An 18,726-nucleotide genomic window follows, 5' to 3' on the forward strand; every position below is an offset into this window, starting at 1 on the left:
CTCCTCCCGCATCAGCCGCCGCCGCTCGGCGCGGGAAAGGCCGGGCTGGGGCGGGGGGTGGCGGGGCGCTTCTTCTCCACGCCGAAGGGCCGGGCCTCCTCCTTGGGTGCCGGAACCGGCACGTAGGGGGCCTCCCGCACCGGGCGCATGGGCTCCGCCTCCACCCTAAGCCGGAAGAGGAACTTGGCCACCTCCCCCTTGATGAAGCCCACCATGTCGTTGAAAAGCCGGGTGGCCTCGATCTTGTACTCCTGGAAGGGGTCCTTCTGCCCGTAACCCCGGAGGAAGATGCCCTGGCGGAGGACGTCCAGGTTGTGCAGGTGCTCCTTCCAGGCGGAGTCCACCACGTTGAGGATCACGAAGCGCTCCACGGCCCGCATAAGGGGCGGGGAAAGCTCCTGCTCCCTGGCCTCGTAGGCCTCGAGGGCCGCCTCCACCAGGCGCTCCACCCCTTCCTCCGGCTTCAGGGTGCGAAGCTCCTCAAAGGGGAAGCCCGCAAGCTGGGGCACGGTGTCCAGCAGGGCGGCCTTGAGGGCCTCGAGGTCCCAATCCTCCGGATGCACCTGGGGGTTTAGGACGTTTTCCGCAATCCCCGCCACCGTCTCCTCCACCATGCCCAAGGCGGCCTCCTTCACTTCCTCGTCCTTGCCCAAGAGGATCAGGCGCCGCTGGGCGTAGATGACCTCCCGCTGGCGGGCCATCACGTCGTCAAACTGCAAAAGCTGTTTGCGGATGGCGAAGTTCCGGTCCTCCACCCGCTTCTGTGCCCTTTCGATGGAGCGGGTCACCATGGGATGCTCTATGGGCTCGGAGTCGTCAAAGCCCATGCGGTCCAGCATGGCGATGACCCGGTCCGAGGCGAACAGCCGCATGAGATCGTCGTCAAAGCTCACGTAAAAACGGCTTCCCCCCGGGTCCCCCTGGCGCCCCGCACGGCCCCTTAGCTGGTTGTCAATCCTCCGGGACTCGTGCCGCTCGGTGCCCAGGATGAAAAGCCCCCCCAAGGCCCGCACCCTCTCCTCGTCCGCCTTGCACTCCTCCCGGATCTGGCGGATCTTTTCCTGGAGCTCCTCCTTGATCCCCAGCTCCTGGGCCAAGGCCCGGGCCTCCTCCTCCTGGCCCGAGACCATCTTCTTGATGAAGAGCTCCACCTTCCACTCGTACCGGTCAAAGCCCTCCTTCTCCAGAAGGGCCGCCGCCAGGTACTCGGGGTTTCCGCCCAGCTTGATGTCCGTGCCCCGGCCCGCCATGTTGGTGGCGATGGTGACCGTCTTGCTCCGGCCCGCCTGGGCGACGATCTCCGCCTCCTTGGCGTGGTGCTTGGCGTTCAGCACCTGGTGGGGGATGCCCTGGCGCAGGACGCCCAGGGTGTGCACCGCCCGCTTCAAGCCCTCCCAGGCGGCGCGCAGGTTCCCCTTCGGGGGGATGAGCCCCTCAAAGGCCGCCAGGTCCTCGTCCTTAAGCTGGGTGGGCTTCTCCAAAAGCTTCCTCAGGCGCTCCCACTCCTCCCCCTGCTGTTTCTGGCTGGCCTTCTTGAAAAGCTCCAGGCGCATCTCCAGCCGGGGAAGGTAGAGGCGGGGCTCCTTGAGCATCTGGGAAAGCCTCTCCGACTTTTCGATGCTGATGGTGCCCACCAGGACCGGCTGGCCCCTTTCGTACTTCTCGGCGATCTCCTCCACCACCGCGTAGAACTTGCCCTTCTCCGTGCGGTAGACCACGTCGGGAAAGTCCTGCCGGATCATGGGGCGGTTGGTGGGCACCACCACCACGTCCATGCCGTAGATCTCCTGGAACTCCTTCTCCTCGGTCTTGGCGGTGCCGGTCATGCCGGCCCGCTTCTCGTAGAGGCGGAAGAAGTTCTGGTAGGTGATGGTGGCCAGGGTCTGGTTTTCCCGCTCAATCCTGACCCCCTCCTTGGCCTCGATGGCCTGGTGGAGCCCCTCCCCGTAGCGGCGGCCTGGCATGAGGCGGCCCGTGAACTCGTCCACGATGATGACCTGGCCGTCTTGGACGATGTAGTCCCGGTCCCGGTGGTAGAGCTCCTTGGCCCGGATGGCCTGGATGAGCATGTGGGCCAGCTCCATGTTCTCCGGGCTGAAAAGCCCCTCCACCCCCAGGAGCTTTTCCGCCTTGGCGATCCCCTGAAGGGTGAGGTGCACGGAGCGGTTCTTCTCCTCGATGGTGTAGTCCCCCGTGGGCTCCTTGCGCACCCCGGGCTCGGCGGGCAGGCCCCGCTCCAGCTTCTTGGCGATCTCCGCCATCTTGTAGTAGAGGTCCGTGGCCTTTTCCGCCGGGCCGGAGATGATGAGGGGGGTGCGGGCCTCGTCGATGAGGATGGAGTCCACCTCGTCGATGATGGCGTAGTGCAAGGGGGTGTCGTGGCGGAGCACCAACTGGTCCGGGCTGATGGCCATGTTGTCCCGGAGGTAGTCAAAGCCCAGCTCGGAGTTGGTCACATAGGTGACGTCCGCCAGGTAGGCCTTGCGGCGCTCCTCCGGGGTGGAGCTGTGCTGGATCACCCCCACGCTGAGGCCCAGGCCCCGGTACACGGGCCCCATCCACTCCGCATCGCGGCGGGCCAGGTAATCGTTCACCGTGACCACATGGATGCCCCTACCCCTCAGGGCGTTCAGGGCCACGGCCAGGGTGGCCACCAGGGTCTTCCCCTCCCCGGTCTTCATCTCGGCGATCTTGCCCTCGTGGAGCACCGCCCCGCCGATGAGCTGCACGTCAAAGTGGCGCATGCCCAGGTAGCGCTTGGCGGATTCCCGGGTGAGGGCGAAGGCCATGGGGAGAAGCTCCTCGAGGCTTGCGCCCCTCGCGTGCTTCTCCCTAAGCTCCGCGTAGGCGGCGGCCAGGTCAGGGATCTTCTCCACCTCCGACTCCAGCCGGTTGGTGGGCTCCACCACTTGCTTGTAGTAGCGGGCGATCTCCCGCTCGTTGTTGTCAAAAAGCTTCCGTATGAGGCCCAGCATCCTAAGGCCGATTGTACCCCTTCAGGATGAGAAAGCCTTCAGGCCTCCTCAGGGGAAGCCTCCAAGGGCCAGTAGGCGGTGGCCCCCAGGGACAAGGGGCTGGGAGGGAAACCCCCTTGGAGGCGCCGCCAGGCGGCCAGGGCCACCATGGCCCCGTTGTCCTGGGAAAGCCCCTTGGGAGGGAAGTGGACCCTGAGCCCCGCCTCTTGGAAGCGCGCCTGCAAGGCCCGGTTGGCCGCCACCCCCCCCGCCACCAGGAGCACCCGGTGGCCCGTGTCCCGGGCGGCCCGGAGGACCACCTGGGCCAGATGTTCCACCGCCGCCTCCTGGAACCCCTTGGCCAGGGCCGAGGCCTCATGCCCCGCCTCCACCAGCTGCACCGCCTTGGTCTTAAGGCCGGAGAAGCTGAAGTCGTAGCCCTTCTGCTCCCGCAGGGGCACGGGGAAGGGCACCTCCCCCCTGGCCTCCTGGGCCAGGCGTTCGATCTCGGGCCCCCCGGGAAAGCCCAGGCCCAGAAGCCGCGCCACCTTGTCAAAGGCCTCCCCCGCGGCATCGTCCCGGGTGGCCCCCAGGAGGCGGTAACGGCCCAAGGCCTGCACCTCAAAGAGGTGGGTGTGCCCCCCCGAGGCCACCAGGGCCAGGAAAGGAGGGGCTAGGCCCTCGGGCCAGGCGGCCACGATGTGGGCCTCGAGGTGGTGGATGGCGTAGAAGGGCCTCTCCAAGGCCCAGGCCATCCCCTTGGCCAGGGTGTACCCCACCAGCAAGGCCCCGATGAGCCCAGGGCCCCGGGTGGCGGCGATGAGGGAGAGGTCCTTGGGCCCGATCCCCGCCTGGGCCAAGGCCTCCCTCACCAGGAGGGGAAGGACCTTGAGGTGTTCGCGGCTGGCCAGCTCGGGCACCACCCCGCCGTAGGCCTGGTGCAGGGCCACCTGGCTGGCCACCAGGTTGACCACCACCTCCCCATCCCGCACCAGGCCCACCCCGGTGTCGTCGCAGGAGGTATCGATGCCCAAAACCCACACGCCCATGCCGCCCTCGGTTCCAGCGCCAAACCCCGTAAGGGGCCAAGAGGGCCTGGGGAAGGCCCCTTCCCCTCCTCCAAGCGCCTTCCGCTTCCGAAAGCCCCCGGAGCTTGGCCTCCCCTTCCGCTACTCTAACAGACCCCCCAAGGAGGGGCTAAGCGCCCCGTCCAGAAGATAGCCTTCTGGGTCCCTATCCCGCGGCAACCCCCAGGCATGAGCCCTTAGGCTAAGGGCAATGCTGTGGCTTCTCCTTCCGGTCCTCCTCCTGGTCTACCTCCTCTACCGGGCCCAAAGGCCCAGGGTGCGCCCCTGGGCCGGGGTGTGGCTTTGGCAGAGGGGCAGGCGGAGGCGGTTTAGGCCCCGGTTGGACCTAAGGCTTCTTCTCCTTCTCCTGGCGGCCGCCTTGATGGTCCTGGCCCTCGAGGACCCCCCCTTAGGCCCCTCCCCCATGGTCTTCGTGGTGGACGCCTCCGCCAGCATGGCCGCCCGGGAGGGGGCCAAGACCCGGCTGGACCTGGCCAAGGAAAGGCTCCTTCCCCTTCTGGAAAGAACCCCGGAGGCCGTCTTGGTGCGGGCTGGGGAAAGGCCCCAAGCCCATGGCCCCGCCCCTGGGATCGCCCTAAGGGGAAGGCTTCTGGAGCTGGAGGCCAAGGACCGCCAGGCCCGGCTGGAGGAGGCCGTCGCCCTAGGGCGACGGCTCCTCAAGGCCCCGGTGGTGGTGGTCAGCGACGCCCCCCCGCCCCCCGGGGTGGAGGGGTACCTGGGGGTGGGCACCCCAAGGGAGAACCTGGGCCTCGTGGCCGTGGCCCACGGCTTCTTAGCCCTAGGCAACAGCGCGAGCCGCACCCTCACCGCAAGGGTGGCCCTAGGGGGCAAGGTGGAGGAGGTGCCCGTCCCACCCCGGGGCTTTGCCCGCCTGGAAAACCTCCCCCCCACCTTCACCGCCCGCCTCCTGGATGGGGGCGCCCTGGACCTGGACGACGAGGCGGGCTTCGGCCTCCGCCGCCTGGGGGTGGACTACCCTCCCCTCCCTGCCCTAAAGAGGCTCTTCCGCCTGCTGGGGGCGGTGCTGGGGGACGAGGTCCGGGTGCGGATAGGGGTGCCGGAAGGCGCCCCGGAGCGCCCCAGCCTGTACCTGGCCCCTTCCGGGGGAAGCCCCACCCCCATCCTCCTCACCACCCCCCACCCCCTCCTGGAAGGGGTGGCCCTCCTGGGGGAGCGCCTGCCCCCACCTCCCCCACCCCCCGCTCCCTGGCGGCCCCTGGCGGAAGGGGAGGGCGGGGTGGGCCTCATCTACCTGACGGAAGGGGGCCTTTACCTGCCCCCCTTGGCCGCCATCCAGGACCGCCCCTTCTTCCCCTTGCTGGTCTACAACTTCCTAAAGTCCCACCGGGAGGTGCGAAGCGGACTCCTCTCCCCCGGGGAAACCCTCCTCCCCACCCCGGGGCCCAGCTTCCTCCCCAAGGGGCAAGGAGGGGGAGGCCGCTTCCTGGCCCTCCTGGCCGCCTTGGTGCTCCTCCTGGAAGCCCTCCTTTTCCGCCCCAGGCCGAAGGCCCAGGGGGCATAATGGGCCCATGCGCTTCCGTCCCTTTACCGAACTGGACCTGGACCTCCTCAACCGGGTGGCGGGAAACCGGCCCTTAAGCCTGGGGGCCGTGCGCTTTTTTGCCCGCACCGGCCACTCCTTTTTGGCCGAGGAAGGGGAGGAACCCAAGGGCTTCGCCCTGGCCCAGGCGGTGTGGCAGGGGGAGGCCACCACGGTCCTGGTCAGCCGGGTGGAGGGCAAGGACCAGGCCACCTTGGAGGGCCTCCTGGCCGCGGTGGTAAAAAGCGCCTACGACGCCGGGGTCTACGAGGTGGCCCTGCACCTGGACCCCGGGCGGGAGGAACTGGCCCAGGCCCTAAAGGCCCAGGGCTTCGCCATCGGTCCCCTGGTCCTGGCGGTGCGGGTCCTGGGAAGCCGCGGGCAACGGGGCGAAACCCGGGGCGTCCTAGAATAAGGGCCATGAACCGGGTTCTCATTGGCATCCGAGGGGAGCCCACCCCGGAGGGGATGGAGCGGATCCTTACCGCCCTCAAGGGCCTTCCCGGCACCTCCCAGGTGCAGGCCACCGGCCCCGCCCAAATCCTGGTGGAGTACGACCCCCAGGTCCTGACGGTGATGGACCTCCTGCGCACCATCCGGGAGGAGGGGTTTTTGGCGGGCATGCTCTAAATGCCCCACCGAAGCCCTGGCTTCGGTGGGGACCCCTGGGGCAGGGTAGACTGGTAGCCGAGGTGCCCCATGCTGGACTTCTACGCCATTGAAGACCTCCTCACCCCGGAGGAAAGGGAGATCCAAAAGGCCGCCCGGCGCTTCCTGGAGAAGGAGGCCCTGCCCTATATAGGCCAGTGGTGGGAGGAAGGGGTCTTCCCCACCCACCTCATACCCAGGTTCGCGGAGCTGGGCTTCCTAGGCCCCACCCTGCCCCCGGAGTACGGGGGGGCAGGGGTGAGCAGCGCCGCCTACGGCCTCATCGCCTACGAGCTGGAACGGGTGGACTCGGGGCTCAGGAGCTTCGTGAGCGTGCAGAGCTCCTTGGTGATGTACCCCATCTACGCCTTTGGCAGCGAGGAACAAAAGCGGGAGTTCCTGCCCAAGCTGGCCCGGGGGGAGATGGTGGGTTGCTTCGGCCTCACCGAGCCCGACGGGGGCTCGGACCCCTACGGCAACATGAAGACCCGGGCGCGCCGGGAGGGGGACACCTGGGTGCTAAACGGCACCAAGATGTGGATCACCAACGGCAACCTGGCCCAGATCGCCCTCATCTGGGCCAAGGACGAGGAGGGCCGGGTCTTGGGCTTCATCGTCCCCACGGATACCAAAGGCTTCCAGGCCCGGGAGGTGAAGCACAAGATGAGCCTGCGCGCCTCGGTGACCAGCGAGCTGGTCCTGGAGGAGGTGCGCGTACCCGAGGCCTTGCGCCTCCCCAAGGCGGAGGGGCTCAAGGCCCCCCTCTCCTGCCTCACCCAGGCCCGCTTCGGCATCGCCTGGGGCGTCCTGGGGGCCCTGGAGGCCGTGTACACCGAGGCGGTGGACTTCGCCAAGAGCCGAAGCACCTTCGGCGAGCCCATCGCCCAAAAGCAACTGGTGCAGGCCAAGCTGGCGGAGATGCTTGCCGACCACACCGAGGGGCTTCTTCTCGCCTGGCGGCTTGCCCGGCTCAAGGACGAGGGGAAGCTCAAGCCCGCCCAGGTCTCCCTGGCCAAAAGGCAGAACGTGATGAAGGCCCTCAAGGCCGCCCGCCTGGCCCGGGAGATCCTGGGGGGAAGCGGCATCACCCTGGAGTACCACGCCATCCGCCACATGCTGAACCTGGAAACCGTCTACACCTATGAGGGGACCCACGACATCCACACCCTGGTCCTGGGCAGGGAGGCCACGGGGCTGAACGCCTTTTAGCGGAAGGCGGACGCCATGGTCATCGCCTTCACCGGCGACCCCTTCCTGGCCAAGGAGGCGCTCCTCCAGGAGGCTTCCCTTCGGGGCCTGACCCGCTTGGCCGGCCAGGGGCGGGGCCTGTACCTTGACCCCACCCCCGAGGCCCTGGCCGAGGCCCTACGCCCCGGGCTTTTCGGGCAGGCGGGGGCCCTTTTGGACCTGCGGGAGGTGAGCGAGGGGGAGTGGAAGGCGCTCAAGCCCCTTCTGGAAAACGTCCCCGAAGAGGTGGCCGTGCTCATCCTGGACCCCAAGCCCACCACCGCCCGGGCCGCCTTCTACCGCACCCGGGAGCGGCGGGACTTCCCTACCCCCAAGGGCAAGGACCTCATCCGCCACCTGGAGAACCGGGCCAAGCGCCTGGGGTTTCGGCTAACCGCCGGCATCGCCCAGTACCTGGCCTCCCTGGAAGGGGACCTCGAGGCCCTGGAAAGGGAGCTGGAGAAGCTCTCCCTTTTGGACCCCCCCCTCACCCTGGAGAAGGTGGAGCGGGTGGTGGCCCTAAAGCCCCCGGTAAGCGGCTTTGACCTGGTGCGGGCGGTGCTGGAGGGAAACGCCAAGGAGGCCTTCCGCCGCCTGAAGCGGCTAAGGGAGGAAGGGGAAGAGCCCCTAAGGCTCCTGGGGGCCTTCGCCTGGCAGTTTTCCCTCCTGGCCAAGGCCTGGATGCTCCTGGAGGAAAACCCCAGGCCCACGGAAGCGGACCTCCTCCGCCTCGAGGCCCACCCCTACGCCGCCAAAAGGGCCCTGGAGCTGGCTCGCGGCCTCCCCAAGGCAACCCTCCTGGCCGGCCTGGACGCCCTGGTCCAGGCGGAGCGCCGGGCCAAGGAGGGCAAGGACCCCTGGCTGGCCCTGGAGGGGGCGGTCTACGCCCTCCTCCGCCTCGCCCCGGCAAGGCCCGCCTGAAGCCCGCCCCTGGGATTGACCTGCCGGTCAGTGCCGGGGTAGCCTCTAGCCATGCTAAACCCAGACCTGGTGGCCCTGGTCCTGCGGCAGGCCCTAAAGGGCGGGGCCGACTTCGCCGAGATCTATGCGGAGCGCTCCCGAAGGCGGCGCATGACCGTGCGCTCGGGGAAGCTGGAGGAGGCCATCTCCGGCCTGGACTACGGGGCGGGGATCAGGCTTTTCTTCGGCCTCGAGGTGGTCTACGCCTACACCAACCAGCTCACCCAAGAAGGCCTCCTGGAGGCCCTGGAAACCCTCCTCAGGGCCAAGGGGGCCCTGGGACGGGTGGACGAACGGGGCGCCGGGGGCCTGGACTTCCGCAAAACCGCCCCCCAAGGCCTCCACACCCCCAAGGTGCCCTTCTCGGAAAAGGACAAGCGCTTCCGCCTGGAGCGCCTCCTGGAAGCCGAGGCCGGGGCCCGGATCGCCCCCGAGGTCCAAAGGGTGGAGGCCAGCCTCCAGGAATGGGAACAGGAGGTCCTGATCGCCAACAGCGAGGGCACTTGGGCGGAGGAGAAGCGGGTCCGCACCCGGCTCCACGTGCTGGCCGTGGCCCAGGACGGCACCGAGGTGCAGACCGGCTACGCCGCCCCGGGCAAGAGCGTGGGCCTGGAGCTTTTTGAGCTCTACCCGCCCCAGGAGGTGGGGGCCAAGGCCGCCCGCCAGGCCCTCACCAACCTCCGCGCCAAGCCCGCCCCTGCCGGGACCATGCCCGTGGTGGTGGGGAACGCCTTCGGCGGGGTCCTCTTCCACGAGGCCCTGGGCCACCTCCTGGAGACCACCAGCGTGGCCAAAAAGGCCAGCGTCCTCGCGGACCGGCTGGGGGAGGAGGTGGCCAGCCCCGCGGTCACCTATGTGGACGACGGCACCCTGCCCCACGCCTGGGGCTCCACGGAGGTGGACGACGAGGGCCGCCCCACGGAGCGCACGGTGCTCATTGAAAAGGGCATCCTCAAAAGCTACATGGTGGACCGGCTGGGCCACCTCCTCACCGGCTACCCCATGACCGGGTCAGGGCGCAGGCAGGACTACACCTTCGCCCCCACCTCCAGGATGCGCAACACCTTCATCGCCCCGGGGGACAAGGAGGTGGAGGAGCTCATCGCGGGGGTGGAGTTCGGCCTTTACGCCAAGGAGATGGGGGGTGGACAGGTGAAGCCGGGCTCGGGCGAGTACAACTTCGCGGTGCAGGAGGGGTACATCATCCGCAAGGGGCGCATAGAGGAGCCGGTGCGGGGGGCCATGCTGGTGGGCAAAGGGCCGGAGACCATCCGGAAGGTGGTGGCGGTGGCCAAGGATTGGGAAAACGCCCCCGGGATGTGCGGAAGCCTCTCGGGGATGGTGCCCGTGGAGGTGGGCCAGCCCCACGTGCTGGTCTCGGAGATCGTGGTGGGAGGTAGGGCATGACCCTGGAGGAAGCCAAGCGGTACCTGTTGCGGCGGGCCAAGGAGCTGGGCCTCGAGGCGGAGGTCCTCTTCCAGGAGGAGCGGGAGCTTTCCCTACGGGCCCGGCAAGGCGCCCTGGAGGAGATCAAGGAGGCCCGCCAAGGGGGCATCGGCCTAAGGGTGGTGGCCCAGGGCCGGGTGGGCTACGCCTACACGGAGGAGCTCTCCCCGGAAGCCCTGGAGTGGGCCCTGGCGGAGGCCCGGGATAACGCCCTCCTGGCGGACAAGGAAGGCCTCATCCCCCCGGGCCGGGCCCTGGGAAGCCACGACCTTCTGGGGGAAGGCCTTTCCGCTCCCCTGGAAACCAAGAAGCAAGGGGCCTTGGCCCTGGAAAAGGCCCTGTGGGAAGACCCCAGGACCCGAAGCGTCCTCATGGGGGGGTATATGGAGAAGGAGGTCCGGGTGGCCCTGGCCAGCACCCTGGGGGCCGAGGGGGACTTCCGCACGGGCCTTGCGGGAATGGGGGGAAGCCTGGTCATGGGGGAGGGGGCAAGCCTCAAGCAGGGCTGGGATTTCCAGCTGGCCAAGGAGTTCCACGCCCTAGACCCCGGCCGCACCGCCTTGGAGATCCGGGAGAGGACCGCCAGGCTTCTGAACGCCAAACCCCTCCCCACGGGCCGCTACCGGGCCTATCTGGAGCCCAAGGCCATGGCGGGCCTCCTCTGGGTGCTTGCCCGCTCCCTTTCGGGAAAAAGCGCCTTGGAGGGCAAAAGCCGCCTCCTAAACCGGATTGGGGAGCGGATCGCCTCCGAATGGGTCACCCTGGTGGACGACCCCACCTTGGAAAAGGGGCTCCTTTCCCGTCCCTTTGACGCCGAGGGCACCCCGGCCCGGCGCACGGTGGTGGTGGAGAAGGGGATCTTCAAAACTTTCCTGCACAATGCGGAAACCGCAAGGGCCTTGGGCCAGGAAAACACCGGCCACGCCTTCCGCACCTACCGGGGGGTCTTGGACGTGGCCCCCACGAACCTCTACCTGGAGCCCGTGGGCAACCTGCGCCTAGAGAAGGGCGTCTTGATCACCGAGTTCATGGGCCTCCACGCCGGGGCCAACCCCGTGAGCCTGGACTTCTCCCTGCAGGCCCTGGGGCTATGGGTGGAGGAAGGGGAGGCGCGGCATGCGGTGGAAAACTTCGCCGTAAGCGGGAACCTCTTGGAGCTCCTTCAGGCGATAGAGGCCGTGGGCGACGAGCTGGACTGGGAGGTGATGGGCGCCGCCTTGGGAAGCCCTATGGTGGCGGTGGCGGAGCTTTCCTTCGCCGGGGCTTAGCGCAAAGCAAAATCTGCTTGGCGCTTTGCGCTAAGCTAAAAGCATGGCCACCGTCACCGTCAGCCCCAAGTACCAGATCACCCTGCCCGCCGAGGTGCGCCGGGCCCTGGGCCTACGCCCCGGGGAAAAGCTCCGGGTGGAGGTGGTGGAGGGGGAGATCCGCCTGCGTCCCGTGCGCCCCCCCGTGCGGGAGCTCCTGCAGAAGCTTCTCCAGGCTTACCCCGAGGAGGCCGAAGCCTTGGGAAGGGCCACAGGGCACGACGCGGTGGGGTACGTGCGCGCCCTTAGGGAAGGATGACCAGCCTGGACACCAACGTCATCCTGGCCGCCTTGGACCCCAAGGATGCCCTCCACGCCGAGGCGGTAGGCCTTCTGGAAACCTGCGCCTTCCACGCCTTGTTCTTGAGCCCGCCGGTGTACGCCGAGCTGCGGGCCGGGGAAGGCTGGCCCCTTTTGGAAGCCTTTTTGCAGGCCTTCGCCATCCGCCTGCGCCCCGAGATGCCCCTCCAGGTATGGACCCTGGCGGGGGAGCGGTTTGGCCTTTACGCCCGGAAGCGGCGGGAAGGGGGGCTTCCCCGGCGCATCCTGGCCGATTTCCTCATCGGAGCCCACGCCGTGCACCACGGCCTCAGGCTGGCCACCTTTGACCCCGCGCCCTACCGCACGGCCTTCCCCGAGCTGGAGGTGGTGCCGTGAAGGTCTTCGTCACCCGCACCCTGCCGGGCAAAGCCTTGGAAAGGCTCAAGGAGCGGGGCCTCGAGGTGGAGGTCCACGAGGGGCTCTTCCTCCCCCGGGAGGAGCTTTTGCGCAAGGTGGAGGGGGCCATAGGCCTCATCCCCACGGTGGAGGACCGCATTGACGCCGAGGTGATGGACCGGGCCTCCGGCCTCCGGGTCATCGCCTGCTACAGCGTGGGGGTGGACCACGTGGACCTCGAGGCGGCCAAAGCCCGGGGCATCCGCGTGACCCACACCCCCGGGGTCCTCACCGAGGCCACCGCCGACCTCACCCTGGCCCTCCTCCTGGCGGTGGCCCGGCGGGTGGTGGAGGGGGTGGACCACGCCCGGGAAGGGCGCTGGCAGGCCTGGCACCCGGAGCTCCTCCTGGGCCTGGACCTCGAGGGGCTCACCCTGGGCCTCGTGGGCATGGGCCGGATCGGGCAGGCGGTGGCCAAAAGGGCCGAGGCCTTCGGGATGCGGGTGGTCTACCACAGCCGCACCCCCAAGCCCCTCCCCTACCCCCACCTCTCCCTGGAAGAGCTTTTAGGCACCGCGGACATCGTCAGCCTCCACGCCCCCCTGACCCCGGAAACGCACCGCCTCATGAACCGGGAAAGGCTTTTCGCCATGAAGCCGGGAAGCATCCTGATCAACACCGCCCGGGGCGGCCTGGTGGACACCGAGGCCCTGGTGGAGGCCCTCAGGGGACACCTTTTCGGGGCGGGCTTGGACGTCACCGACCCCGAACCCCTACCCCCGGGGCATCCCCTCTACGCCCTCCCCAACGCCGTCATCACCCCCCACATGGGCTCGGCGGGAAGAAGGACCCGGGAACGCATGGCGGAGATGGCGGTGGAAAACCTGCTGGCCGTCCTGGAGGGGCGCGAGCCCCCAAACCCGGTAGTATAGCCCCCATGAGCTTTCTCATCGGCTTCCTCGGCGGGGCCTTTGGCGGGCTGGTGGGGCTTGGGGGAGGCACGGTGATGATCCCCCTCATGGTGGGGGTTCTCAGGCTCTCCCAGCACAAGGCCCACGGCACCAGCCTGGTGGCGGTCTTCTTCACCGGGCTTACGGGGGCGGTGACCTACGGGCTCCAGGGTTCCTTGAACCTCAAGGCGGCCTTGCTGCTGGCGGCCACCGCCATCTTCACCGCCCGCCTGGGGGCCCGCTACGCCCACGGCCTGGCGGAAAAGGACCTCAAGCGGGCCTTCGGGTGGTTTTTGCTGTTCGTTTCCCTCTTGCTCCTCTTGAAACCCCACCTGGCCCCCATGGGTTGGGTGCAGGGCGAGGTGGGGGAAGACCTCACCCTTCTCTTGGCGGGAGGCCTCACCGGCTTCCTCTCGGGCATGATGGGGGTGGGGGGAGGGACCATCATGGTCCCCGCCATGGTCCTGATCTTGGGCATGGACCAGCACACCGCCCAGGGCACGAGCCTTCTCGCCATGGTCCCGGCCAGCCTGGTGGGGGCCTACACCCACCACCGCCTGGGGAACGTGGACGCCCTCCTGGTCCCTGGCCTGGTGCCCGGGGTGCTCCTGGGCACCTTTTTGGGAGGGGAGGCCGCCCACTTCCTACCCGAGGCCACCCTGCGCCTGGTCTTCGCCGGGGTGCTTCTTTGGACCGCCTGGCGGTACCTCCGTCCCTCCGCCAAAAAACGGTGACCTTCCCTGGCGTACCGTAAAGGTGAAAGGGGGTGACGCTGGCAGGACTGGGCCAACGTGGTCCTGGGCGTCTGGCTCATCCTCTCCCCCTGGATGCCATGTGGAACGCCCTCATCGCGGGCGTCCTGGTGGGGGTTTTGGCCCTGAGCGTCACCCGGGAAAAACCCCGAGCTAGGGATCTCCGCCATCCCCCGCCTAGGCCTTGGCCTAGGCGGATGGGCCCCTTGCGCCTTCCCGGAAGAGGCGGTAAGGTGAGGTCGGCCTTTAAACCGGTCCCGCGAGGCCGGAAAGGGGGAGCCATGGAGCGATATAAGGGAAACCCAGGGAAGAAGCCGGGCGGAGGCTTTGGCCTCCGCTTCTTTTTGGAGGTGAACCGTGCGCTTTAAGGCCGAGCTCCTAAGCGCCGAGGAGATGCGCCGGGCCCTGTACCGCATCGCCCACGAGGTGGTGGAGGCCAACAAGGGGGTGGAGGGCCTGGTCCTGGTGGGCATCCACACCCGGGGCATCCCCCTGGCCGAGCGCATCGCCCGCTACATCCGCGAGTTTGAGGGGGTGGAGGTTCCCGTGGGGGTGCTGGACATCACCCTCTACCGCGACGACCTCTCGGAGATCGGGGTCAGGCCCCAGGTGCGCCAGACCCGCATCCCCTTTGACCTCACCGGCAAGGCGGTGGTCCTGGTGGACGACGTCCTCTACACCGGCCGCACCGCCCGGGCGGCCATGGACGCCCTCATGGACCTAGGCCGCCCCCGGCGCATCTACCTGGCGGTCCTGATTGACCGGGGGCACCGGGAGCTCCCCATCCGGGCGGATTTCGTGGGCAAGAACGTGCCCACCGCAAGGAACGAGGTGGTGAAGGTGAAGCTCACCGAGGTGGACGGGGAGGACCGGGTGGAGCTTTGGGAAAAGGAGGCGGCATGAGGCACCTCCTGGACTTTGCCGGCTGGACCAAATCCGAGGTGGAAAGCCTCCTGGAAACCGCCAAGGTGATGGCCGAGGTCCTGGAGCGCCCGGTGAAGAAGGTGCCCGCCCTCCAGGGCTTCACCGTGGCCACGGTCTTCTTTGAGCCCTCCACCCGCACCCGCATCTCCTTTGAGCTGGCCGCAAGGCGGATGTCCGCGGACGTGGTCTCCTTCGCCGCGGCCACCAGCAGCCTCCAGAAGGGGGAAAGCTACAAGGACACCCTGCTGACCCTCGAGGCCATGGGCATAGACGCCTACGTGATCCGGGCCGACGCCGCCGGGGTGCCCCACCAGGCCACCCGCTGGGTGAAGGGGGCGGTCATCAACGGGGGGGACGGCCGCCGCGCCCACCCCACCCAGGCCCTCCTGGACGCCTACACCCTCCTCGAGGCCCTGGGAAGCCTGGAGGGCAAGAAGATCGCCATCGTGGGGGACATCCTCCACTCCCGGGTGGCCCGCTCCAACCTGGAGCTCCTTCCCCTCCTGGGGGCCGAGGTGTGGGCGGCAGGCCCCCCTACCCTTCTCCCCCAGGCCCTTCCCGGGGCCCGGCTCACCCCCCACCTGGAGGAGGCCCTCGAGGGGGCGGACGCCGTCATGGTCCTAAGGCTGCAAAGGGAACGCATGGAGGCGGGGCTGGTGAACCTAGAGGACTACATCGCCCACTACCAGGTGACGGAAGAGCGCCTCCAAAAGGCCAAGCCGGGGGCTCCCCTCCTCCACCCCGGCCCCATGAACCGGGACGTGGAGCTGGAAGGAACCCTGGCGGACTCGGAGAGGAGCCTGGTGAACCGCCAGGTGCATAACGGCGTGGCCGTGCGCATGGCGGTGCTGTACCACCTCTTGGTGGGGAGGGAACGATGACCATCCTGATCCGCAACGTGACGCTGGTGGACGCTCTTGGGGAGCGGGGTCCCGCCGATGTCCTCCTGGGGGAGGGGCGCATCCTCTCCCTGGAGGGTGGGGACGCCGAGAGGGTCATTGAGGGGAAGGGGCGCCTCCTGGCCCCAGGCTTTTTGGACCTCCACGCCCACCTGCGGGAACCCGGGCAGGAGGTAAAGGAAAACCTCGCCACAGGCCTCCTGGCGGCGGTGCGGGGCGGGTACACGGACCTGGTGTCCATGCCCAACACCACCCCCCCCGTGGACACCCCGGAGGCGGTCAGGGCCCTAAGGAAGAAGGCCCAGGCCCTGGGCCTGGCCCGGCTCCACCCCGCCGCCGCCCTGACCCAGGGGCAGGAGGGAAGGCTCCTCACCGAGGCGGGCCTTCTCCGGGAGGCGGGGGCCGCCCTCCTCACCGACGACGGGCGCACCAACGAGGACGCCGGGGTGCTGGCGGCGGGGCTCCTGGGGGCGGCGGCTTTTGGCCTGCCGGTGGCGGTGCACGCGGAAGACGCCTCCTTGCGCCGGGGCGGGGTGATGAACGATGGCCCCTTGGCCGACCTTCTCGGCCTTCCCGGAAACCCCCCCGAGGCGGAGGCGGCCCGCATCGCCCGGGACCTGGAGGTCCTGCGCTACGCCCTGCGCCGGGGGCAAAAAAAGCCCCGGCTCCACATCCAGCACCTTTCCACCAAGCGGGGCCTGGAGCTCCTAAGGGAGGCCAAGGGGGCCGGGCTTCCCGTGACCGCCGAGGCCACCCCCCACCACCTCACCCTCACCGAGGAGGCCCTGAAGGGCTTTGACCCCATCTTCAAGGTGGCCCCACCCCTCCGCACCAGAGAGGACGTGGAGGCCCTGCTGGAGGGCCTCCTGGAGGGCACCCTGGACGCCATCGCCACCGATCACGCCCCCCACACCCAGGCGGAGAAGGAGATGGACCTCTTAAGGGCCCCCTTTGGCATCCCGAGCCTCGAGGTGGCCTTCCCCCTCCTCTACACCGAGCTTCACCGGAAGCGGGGCTTCCCCCTAAAGCGCCTGGTGGAGCTCTTCACCGATGGGCCCCGCAGGGTCCTGGGCCTAAGGCCCATCCACCTGGAGGAAGGGGCCGAGGCCAGCCTGGTCCTCCTGGACCCCAAGGAGCGGCCCGTGGACCCCAAGGCCTTCGCCTCCAAGGCCCGGTTCTCCCCATGGGCGGGCTGGGTCTTGGCGGGGTGGCCGGTTCTCACCCTGGTGGAAGGGCGGGTGGTGTACCAGGCGTTAGAATAAGAGCGTGCTGAAAAAGCTCCTGGAAGCCGATCAGCTGGGCCTGCGTCTGGAGTGGGTGGGGGGGCTTCCCCTTTGGGAAGCCCAGCCCACCTACCGGCACCAGAAGGCCGTGGACCGCATTCGCCAAAGCATCCGCCCCAAAGAGGGTTCCTCATGCCCATGCATCCACGTGGCCGACGTGTACGTTCGCTTTCCCGACGGCTCCTACAAGCGGCCCGACATCGCCCTCTTTTGCCGAGAACCGGAGGAACTGGACGAGGCCATCACCCTCCTGCCCGAGGCGGTGGTGGAGGTGGTGAGCCGGGGATACGAGGCCAAGGACCTGGAGATCGCCCCCCGGTTCTACCTGTCCCAGGGGGTCAAGGACGTGGTCATCTTCGACCCCCATACCCTCTTGGTCCTTCACCTCCGGCAGAAGGGCGCATGGCGCCACGTGTCCCCCGTGGAACTTGAGCTGCTTTGCGGCTGCACCCTCACCGTCTAGGGGGCGCCATTTCTCCCAGGCTCCTTATCCCTTCCGCTTCCATAAGCCTCAGAAGGCCCTTCAGCACCCGCCGGGGGAAAAGGGGACCCCCATAGACGAAGCCGGTGTAGACCTGCACCAGCCGGGCCCCTAGCCTAAGCCGCTCCCAAACATCCTCCGGGCCCTCCACCCCGCCCACGCTCACCAGGGTAAGGCCCGGCACCGCGGCGAGGTGGCGTAAAACCTCCAGGGCCCTCCCCTTCAAGGGCCTACCCGAAAGCCCCCCGGCCTCCCCCGCCAGGGGGCTTTTGAGCCCTTCCCGGCCCAGGGTGGTGTTCACCGCCACCAGGCCCTCGAGGCCATGCTTCTGGACCAGGGCCACCACCTGGTCCAAGGCCGCAAGGGTGAGGTCTGGGGCCACCTTGAGGAGGAGGGGTTTCCGGGTGGCGGGCCGCAGACGGGCAAGGAGTTCGTCCAGGAAGGGGCCTTCCTGCAGGGTGCGTAGCCCCGGGGTGTTGGGGGAGCTCACGTTGAGGACGAAATAGTCCCCGTAAGACTCCAGGGCCTGGAGGGCCCTTAGGTAGTCCTCCGCCGCCCGTTCCAAGGGGGTATCCCGGTTTTTTCCCAGGTTCACCCCCACGGGGAAAAAAAGCCCCCTTTCCCGAAACCTCTTCAACCTCCTTGCCGCCTCCTCCGCCCCCTGGTTGTTGAAGCCCATCCGGTTAATGAGGGCATGGTCCTCCACAAGCCGGAAAAGGCGGGGCCTGGGGTTCCCTTCCTGGGGCCTAGGGGTAAGGGTCCCCACCTCGGCGAAGCCAAAGCCCAAGGCCCACCAGGCCGCAAGGGCCCTTGCGTCCTTGTCCATCCCCGCCGCCAGGCCCAAGGGGTTGGGAAAGCGGAGGCCAAGGGCCTCCACCTCAAGCCTTGGATCCTCCACCCTGAGGAGCCTGGCGGGCACCTCCAGCAGGGGTCCCCTTTCCGACCACAGGGCCAGGGCCTTCAAGGCGAGCTCGTGGGCGGTTTCCGGGTCCAAGGCGAAGAGCAGGCGGTGCATCCCCCTCATCCTAAGGGCTCCTCCGGTAAAATGCGCCCATGAAGCGCTTGCTAGCCTCCCTTGGTCTATCCTTTCTCCTTGCGGCCTGCTCGGTGAGCGTGACCGTGCCCCTTCCGGAACAAAGGGTGACCCTGGCCGCGGTGGGGGATACCTTGGGGCGAGTGGTCTACCCCGCAAAGCCCATGGAGTTCCCCGGCGTCCCTGTGAAGGGCGTGGAGGTTTCCGGGGTCCTCGAGGCCAACCAGCCCCTAACCCTCACCCTGAACCTCTACGCCCGTCTGACAAATCCCGCCAGCGACCCAAACTGCATCGCCCTTTCGGACTTCACCACCGTCTACGCCTACGCCTGCCCCGTGGGCCCTGACGACGAAAAGGTGGGAAGCGCCTCCTTCACCCTTAGCCAAAGCAGCCCCCTCGCCCTAAACGGCCAGAACCTCACCCAAGGGGTGCAAGCGGGCAAACTCTGGCTGGGCGTGGAGGTAAACCAAGGCCTGCCCGCCGGGCCCGTGGACTTCACCTTCAAGAACCTGAAGGCCACCGTGACCGTGGGCCTCTAACCGCCCTCCTTTGTGCCCCCGGGTGCCTTCGGCCCTGG

19 protein-coding genes are annotated in these 18,726 nt (G+C 68.3%); 16 read left to right on the top strand and 3 right to left on the bottom strand.

The genetic code is table 11. From position 1 onward, the window contains the following. Nucleotides 1-11 precede the first annotated feature (11 nt). Nucleotides 12-2,975 carry a preprotein translocase subunit SecA gene (gene secA / locus BS74_RS07585; RefSeq protein ID WP_425427249.1) on the bottom strand — a complete coding sequence of 988 codons (2,964 nt, stop codon included), beginning with the start codon at nucleotides 2,973-2,975 and terminating at the stop codon, nucleotides 12-14. A 38-nt stretch (nucleotides 2,976-3,013) separates the two neighbouring features. Then, nucleotides 3,014-3,997 (bottom strand): tRNA (adenosine(37)-N6)-threonylcarbamoyltransferase complex transferase subunit TsaD, encoded by a 984-nt coding sequence (tsaD, locus tag BS74_RS07590; protein WP_038059030.1) that lies wholly within the window; start codon nucleotides 3,995-3,997, stop codon nucleotides 3,014-3,016. 235 nt (nucleotides 3,998-4,232) lie between these two features. Between tsaD and BS74_RS07595 the strand changes: the two genes are divergently transcribed. From BS74_RS07595 to BS74_RS07670, 15 genes are all read left to right on the top strand, one after another. Next, complete coding sequence (locus BS74_RS07595; protein WP_038057560.1) at nucleotides 4,233-5,564, top strand: vWA domain-containing protein; 1,332 nt, start codon at nucleotides 4,233-4,235, stop codon at nucleotides 5,562-5,564. Nucleotides 5,565-5,571: 7 nt separating this feature from the next. Continuing rightward, nucleotides 5,572-5,997 (top strand): DUF1999 family protein, encoded by a 426-nt coding sequence (locus BS74_RS07600; RefSeq protein WP_038057563.1) that lies wholly within the window; start codon nucleotides 5,572-5,574, stop codon nucleotides 5,995-5,997. A 5-nt stretch (nucleotides 5,998-6,002) separates the two neighbouring features. Beyond that, nucleotides 6,003-6,212 carry a hypothetical protein gene (locus BS74_RS07605; protein WP_038057565.1) on the top strand — a complete coding sequence of 70 codons (210 nt, stop codon included), beginning with the start codon at nucleotides 6,003-6,005 and terminating at the stop codon, nucleotides 6,210-6,212. A 69-nt stretch (nucleotides 6,213-6,281) separates the two neighbouring features. Beyond that, on the top strand, nucleotides 6,282-7,439 hold the full coding sequence (locus BS74_RS07610; RefSeq protein WP_038057567.1) for an acyl-CoA dehydrogenase family protein: 1,158 nt from the start codon (nucleotides 6,282-6,284) through the stop codon (nucleotides 7,437-7,439). A gap of 15 nt (nucleotides 7,440-7,454) precedes the next feature. Then, nucleotides 7,455-8,378, top strand: a complete 924-nt coding sequence (gene holA / locus BS74_RS07615) for a DNA polymerase III subunit delta (RefSeq protein ID WP_038057569.1) — start codon at nucleotides 7,455-7,457, stop codon at nucleotides 8,376-8,378. A 51-nt stretch (nucleotides 8,379-8,429) separates the two neighbouring features. Next, entirely contained in the window at nucleotides 8,430-9,824 is a 1,395-nt protein-coding gene (locus BS74_RS07620) for a TldD/PmbA family protein (RefSeq protein WP_038057580.1), read from the top strand. Further along, a complete protein-coding gene (locus BS74_RS07625; protein ID WP_038057582.1) occupies nucleotides 9,821-11,131 on the top strand; it encodes a TldD/PmbA family protein in 1,311 nt (436 codons plus the stop codon). The genes BS74_RS07620 and BS74_RS07625 overlap by 4 nt, the downstream gene beginning before the upstream one ends. A 43-nt stretch (nucleotides 11,132-11,174) precedes the next feature. Then, entirely contained in the window at nucleotides 11,175-11,429 is a 255-nt protein-coding gene (locus BS74_RS07630; protein ID WP_038057584.1) for an AbrB/MazE/SpoVT family DNA-binding domain-containing protein, read from the top strand. Beyond that, complete coding sequence (locus BS74_RS07635) at nucleotides 11,426-11,827, top strand: type II toxin-antitoxin system VapC family toxin (protein WP_038057586.1); 402 nt, start codon at nucleotides 11,426-11,428, stop codon at nucleotides 11,825-11,827. The genes BS74_RS07630 and BS74_RS07635 overlap by 4 nt, the downstream gene beginning before the upstream one ends. Beyond that, nucleotides 11,824-12,759 (top strand): 2-hydroxyacid dehydrogenase, encoded by a 936-nt coding sequence (locus BS74_RS07640; RefSeq protein WP_038057588.1) that lies wholly within the window; start codon nucleotides 11,824-11,826, stop codon nucleotides 12,757-12,759. The genes BS74_RS07635 and BS74_RS07640 overlap by 4 nt, the downstream gene beginning before the upstream one ends. 5 nt (nucleotides 12,760-12,764) lie before the next feature. Continuing rightward, nucleotides 12,765-13,511 (top strand): sulfite exporter TauE/SafE family protein, encoded by a 747-nt coding sequence (locus BS74_RS07645; protein WP_038057590.1) that lies wholly within the window; start codon nucleotides 12,765-12,767, stop codon nucleotides 13,509-13,511. Nucleotides 13,512-13,886: 375 nt separating this feature from the next. Then, the gene (gene pyrR / locus BS74_RS07655) at nucleotides 13,887-14,432 is read left to right on the top strand and encodes a bifunctional pyr operon transcriptional regulator/uracil phosphoribosyltransferase PyrR (RefSeq protein ID WP_038057594.1); all 546 of its coding nucleotides are present in this window, start codon (nucleotides 13,887-13,889) and stop codon (nucleotides 14,430-14,432) included. After that, nucleotides 14,429-15,334, top strand: a complete 906-nt coding sequence (locus BS74_RS07660) for an aspartate carbamoyltransferase catalytic subunit (protein ID WP_038057596.1) — start codon at nucleotides 14,429-14,431, stop codon at nucleotides 15,332-15,334. The genes pyrR and BS74_RS07660 overlap by 4 nt, the downstream gene beginning before the upstream one ends. Further along, complete coding sequence (locus tag BS74_RS07665; RefSeq protein WP_038057598.1) at nucleotides 15,331-16,614, top strand: dihydroorotase; 1,284 nt, start codon at nucleotides 15,331-15,333, stop codon at nucleotides 16,612-16,614. The genes BS74_RS07660 and BS74_RS07665 overlap by 4 nt, the downstream gene beginning before the upstream one ends. Nucleotides 16,615-16,618: 4 nt before the next feature. Beyond that, complete coding sequence (locus BS74_RS07670) at nucleotides 16,619-17,098, top strand: Uma2 family endonuclease (RefSeq protein ID WP_038057600.1); 480 nt, start codon at nucleotides 16,619-16,621, stop codon at nucleotides 17,096-17,098. On the opposite strand, the gene BS74_RS07675 is transcribed toward BS74_RS07670, so the two are convergent. Continuing rightward, nucleotides 17,088-18,131: a quinone-dependent dihydroorotate dehydrogenase gene (locus BS74_RS07675; protein ID WP_038057603.1), complete on the bottom strand. Its 1,044-nt coding sequence runs from the start codon at nucleotides 18,129-18,131 to the stop codon at nucleotides 17,088-17,090. The two genes, BS74_RS07670 and BS74_RS07675, sit on opposite strands and share 11 nt — an antisense overlap. Nucleotides 18,132-18,169: 38 nt before the next feature. Between BS74_RS07675 and BS74_RS07680 the strand changes: the two genes are divergently transcribed. After that, on the top strand, nucleotides 18,170-18,688 hold the full coding sequence (locus BS74_RS07680) for a hypothetical protein (protein ID WP_038057605.1): 519 nt from the start codon (nucleotides 18,170-18,172) through the stop codon (nucleotides 18,686-18,688). Nucleotides 18,689-18,726 lie beyond the last annotated feature (38 nt).

It is taken from the genome of Thermus amyloliquefaciens (assembly GCF_000744885.1).
Taxonomy (GTDB): domain Bacteria; phylum Deinococcota; class Deinococci; order Deinococcales; family Thermaceae; genus Thermus; species Thermus amyloliquefaciens.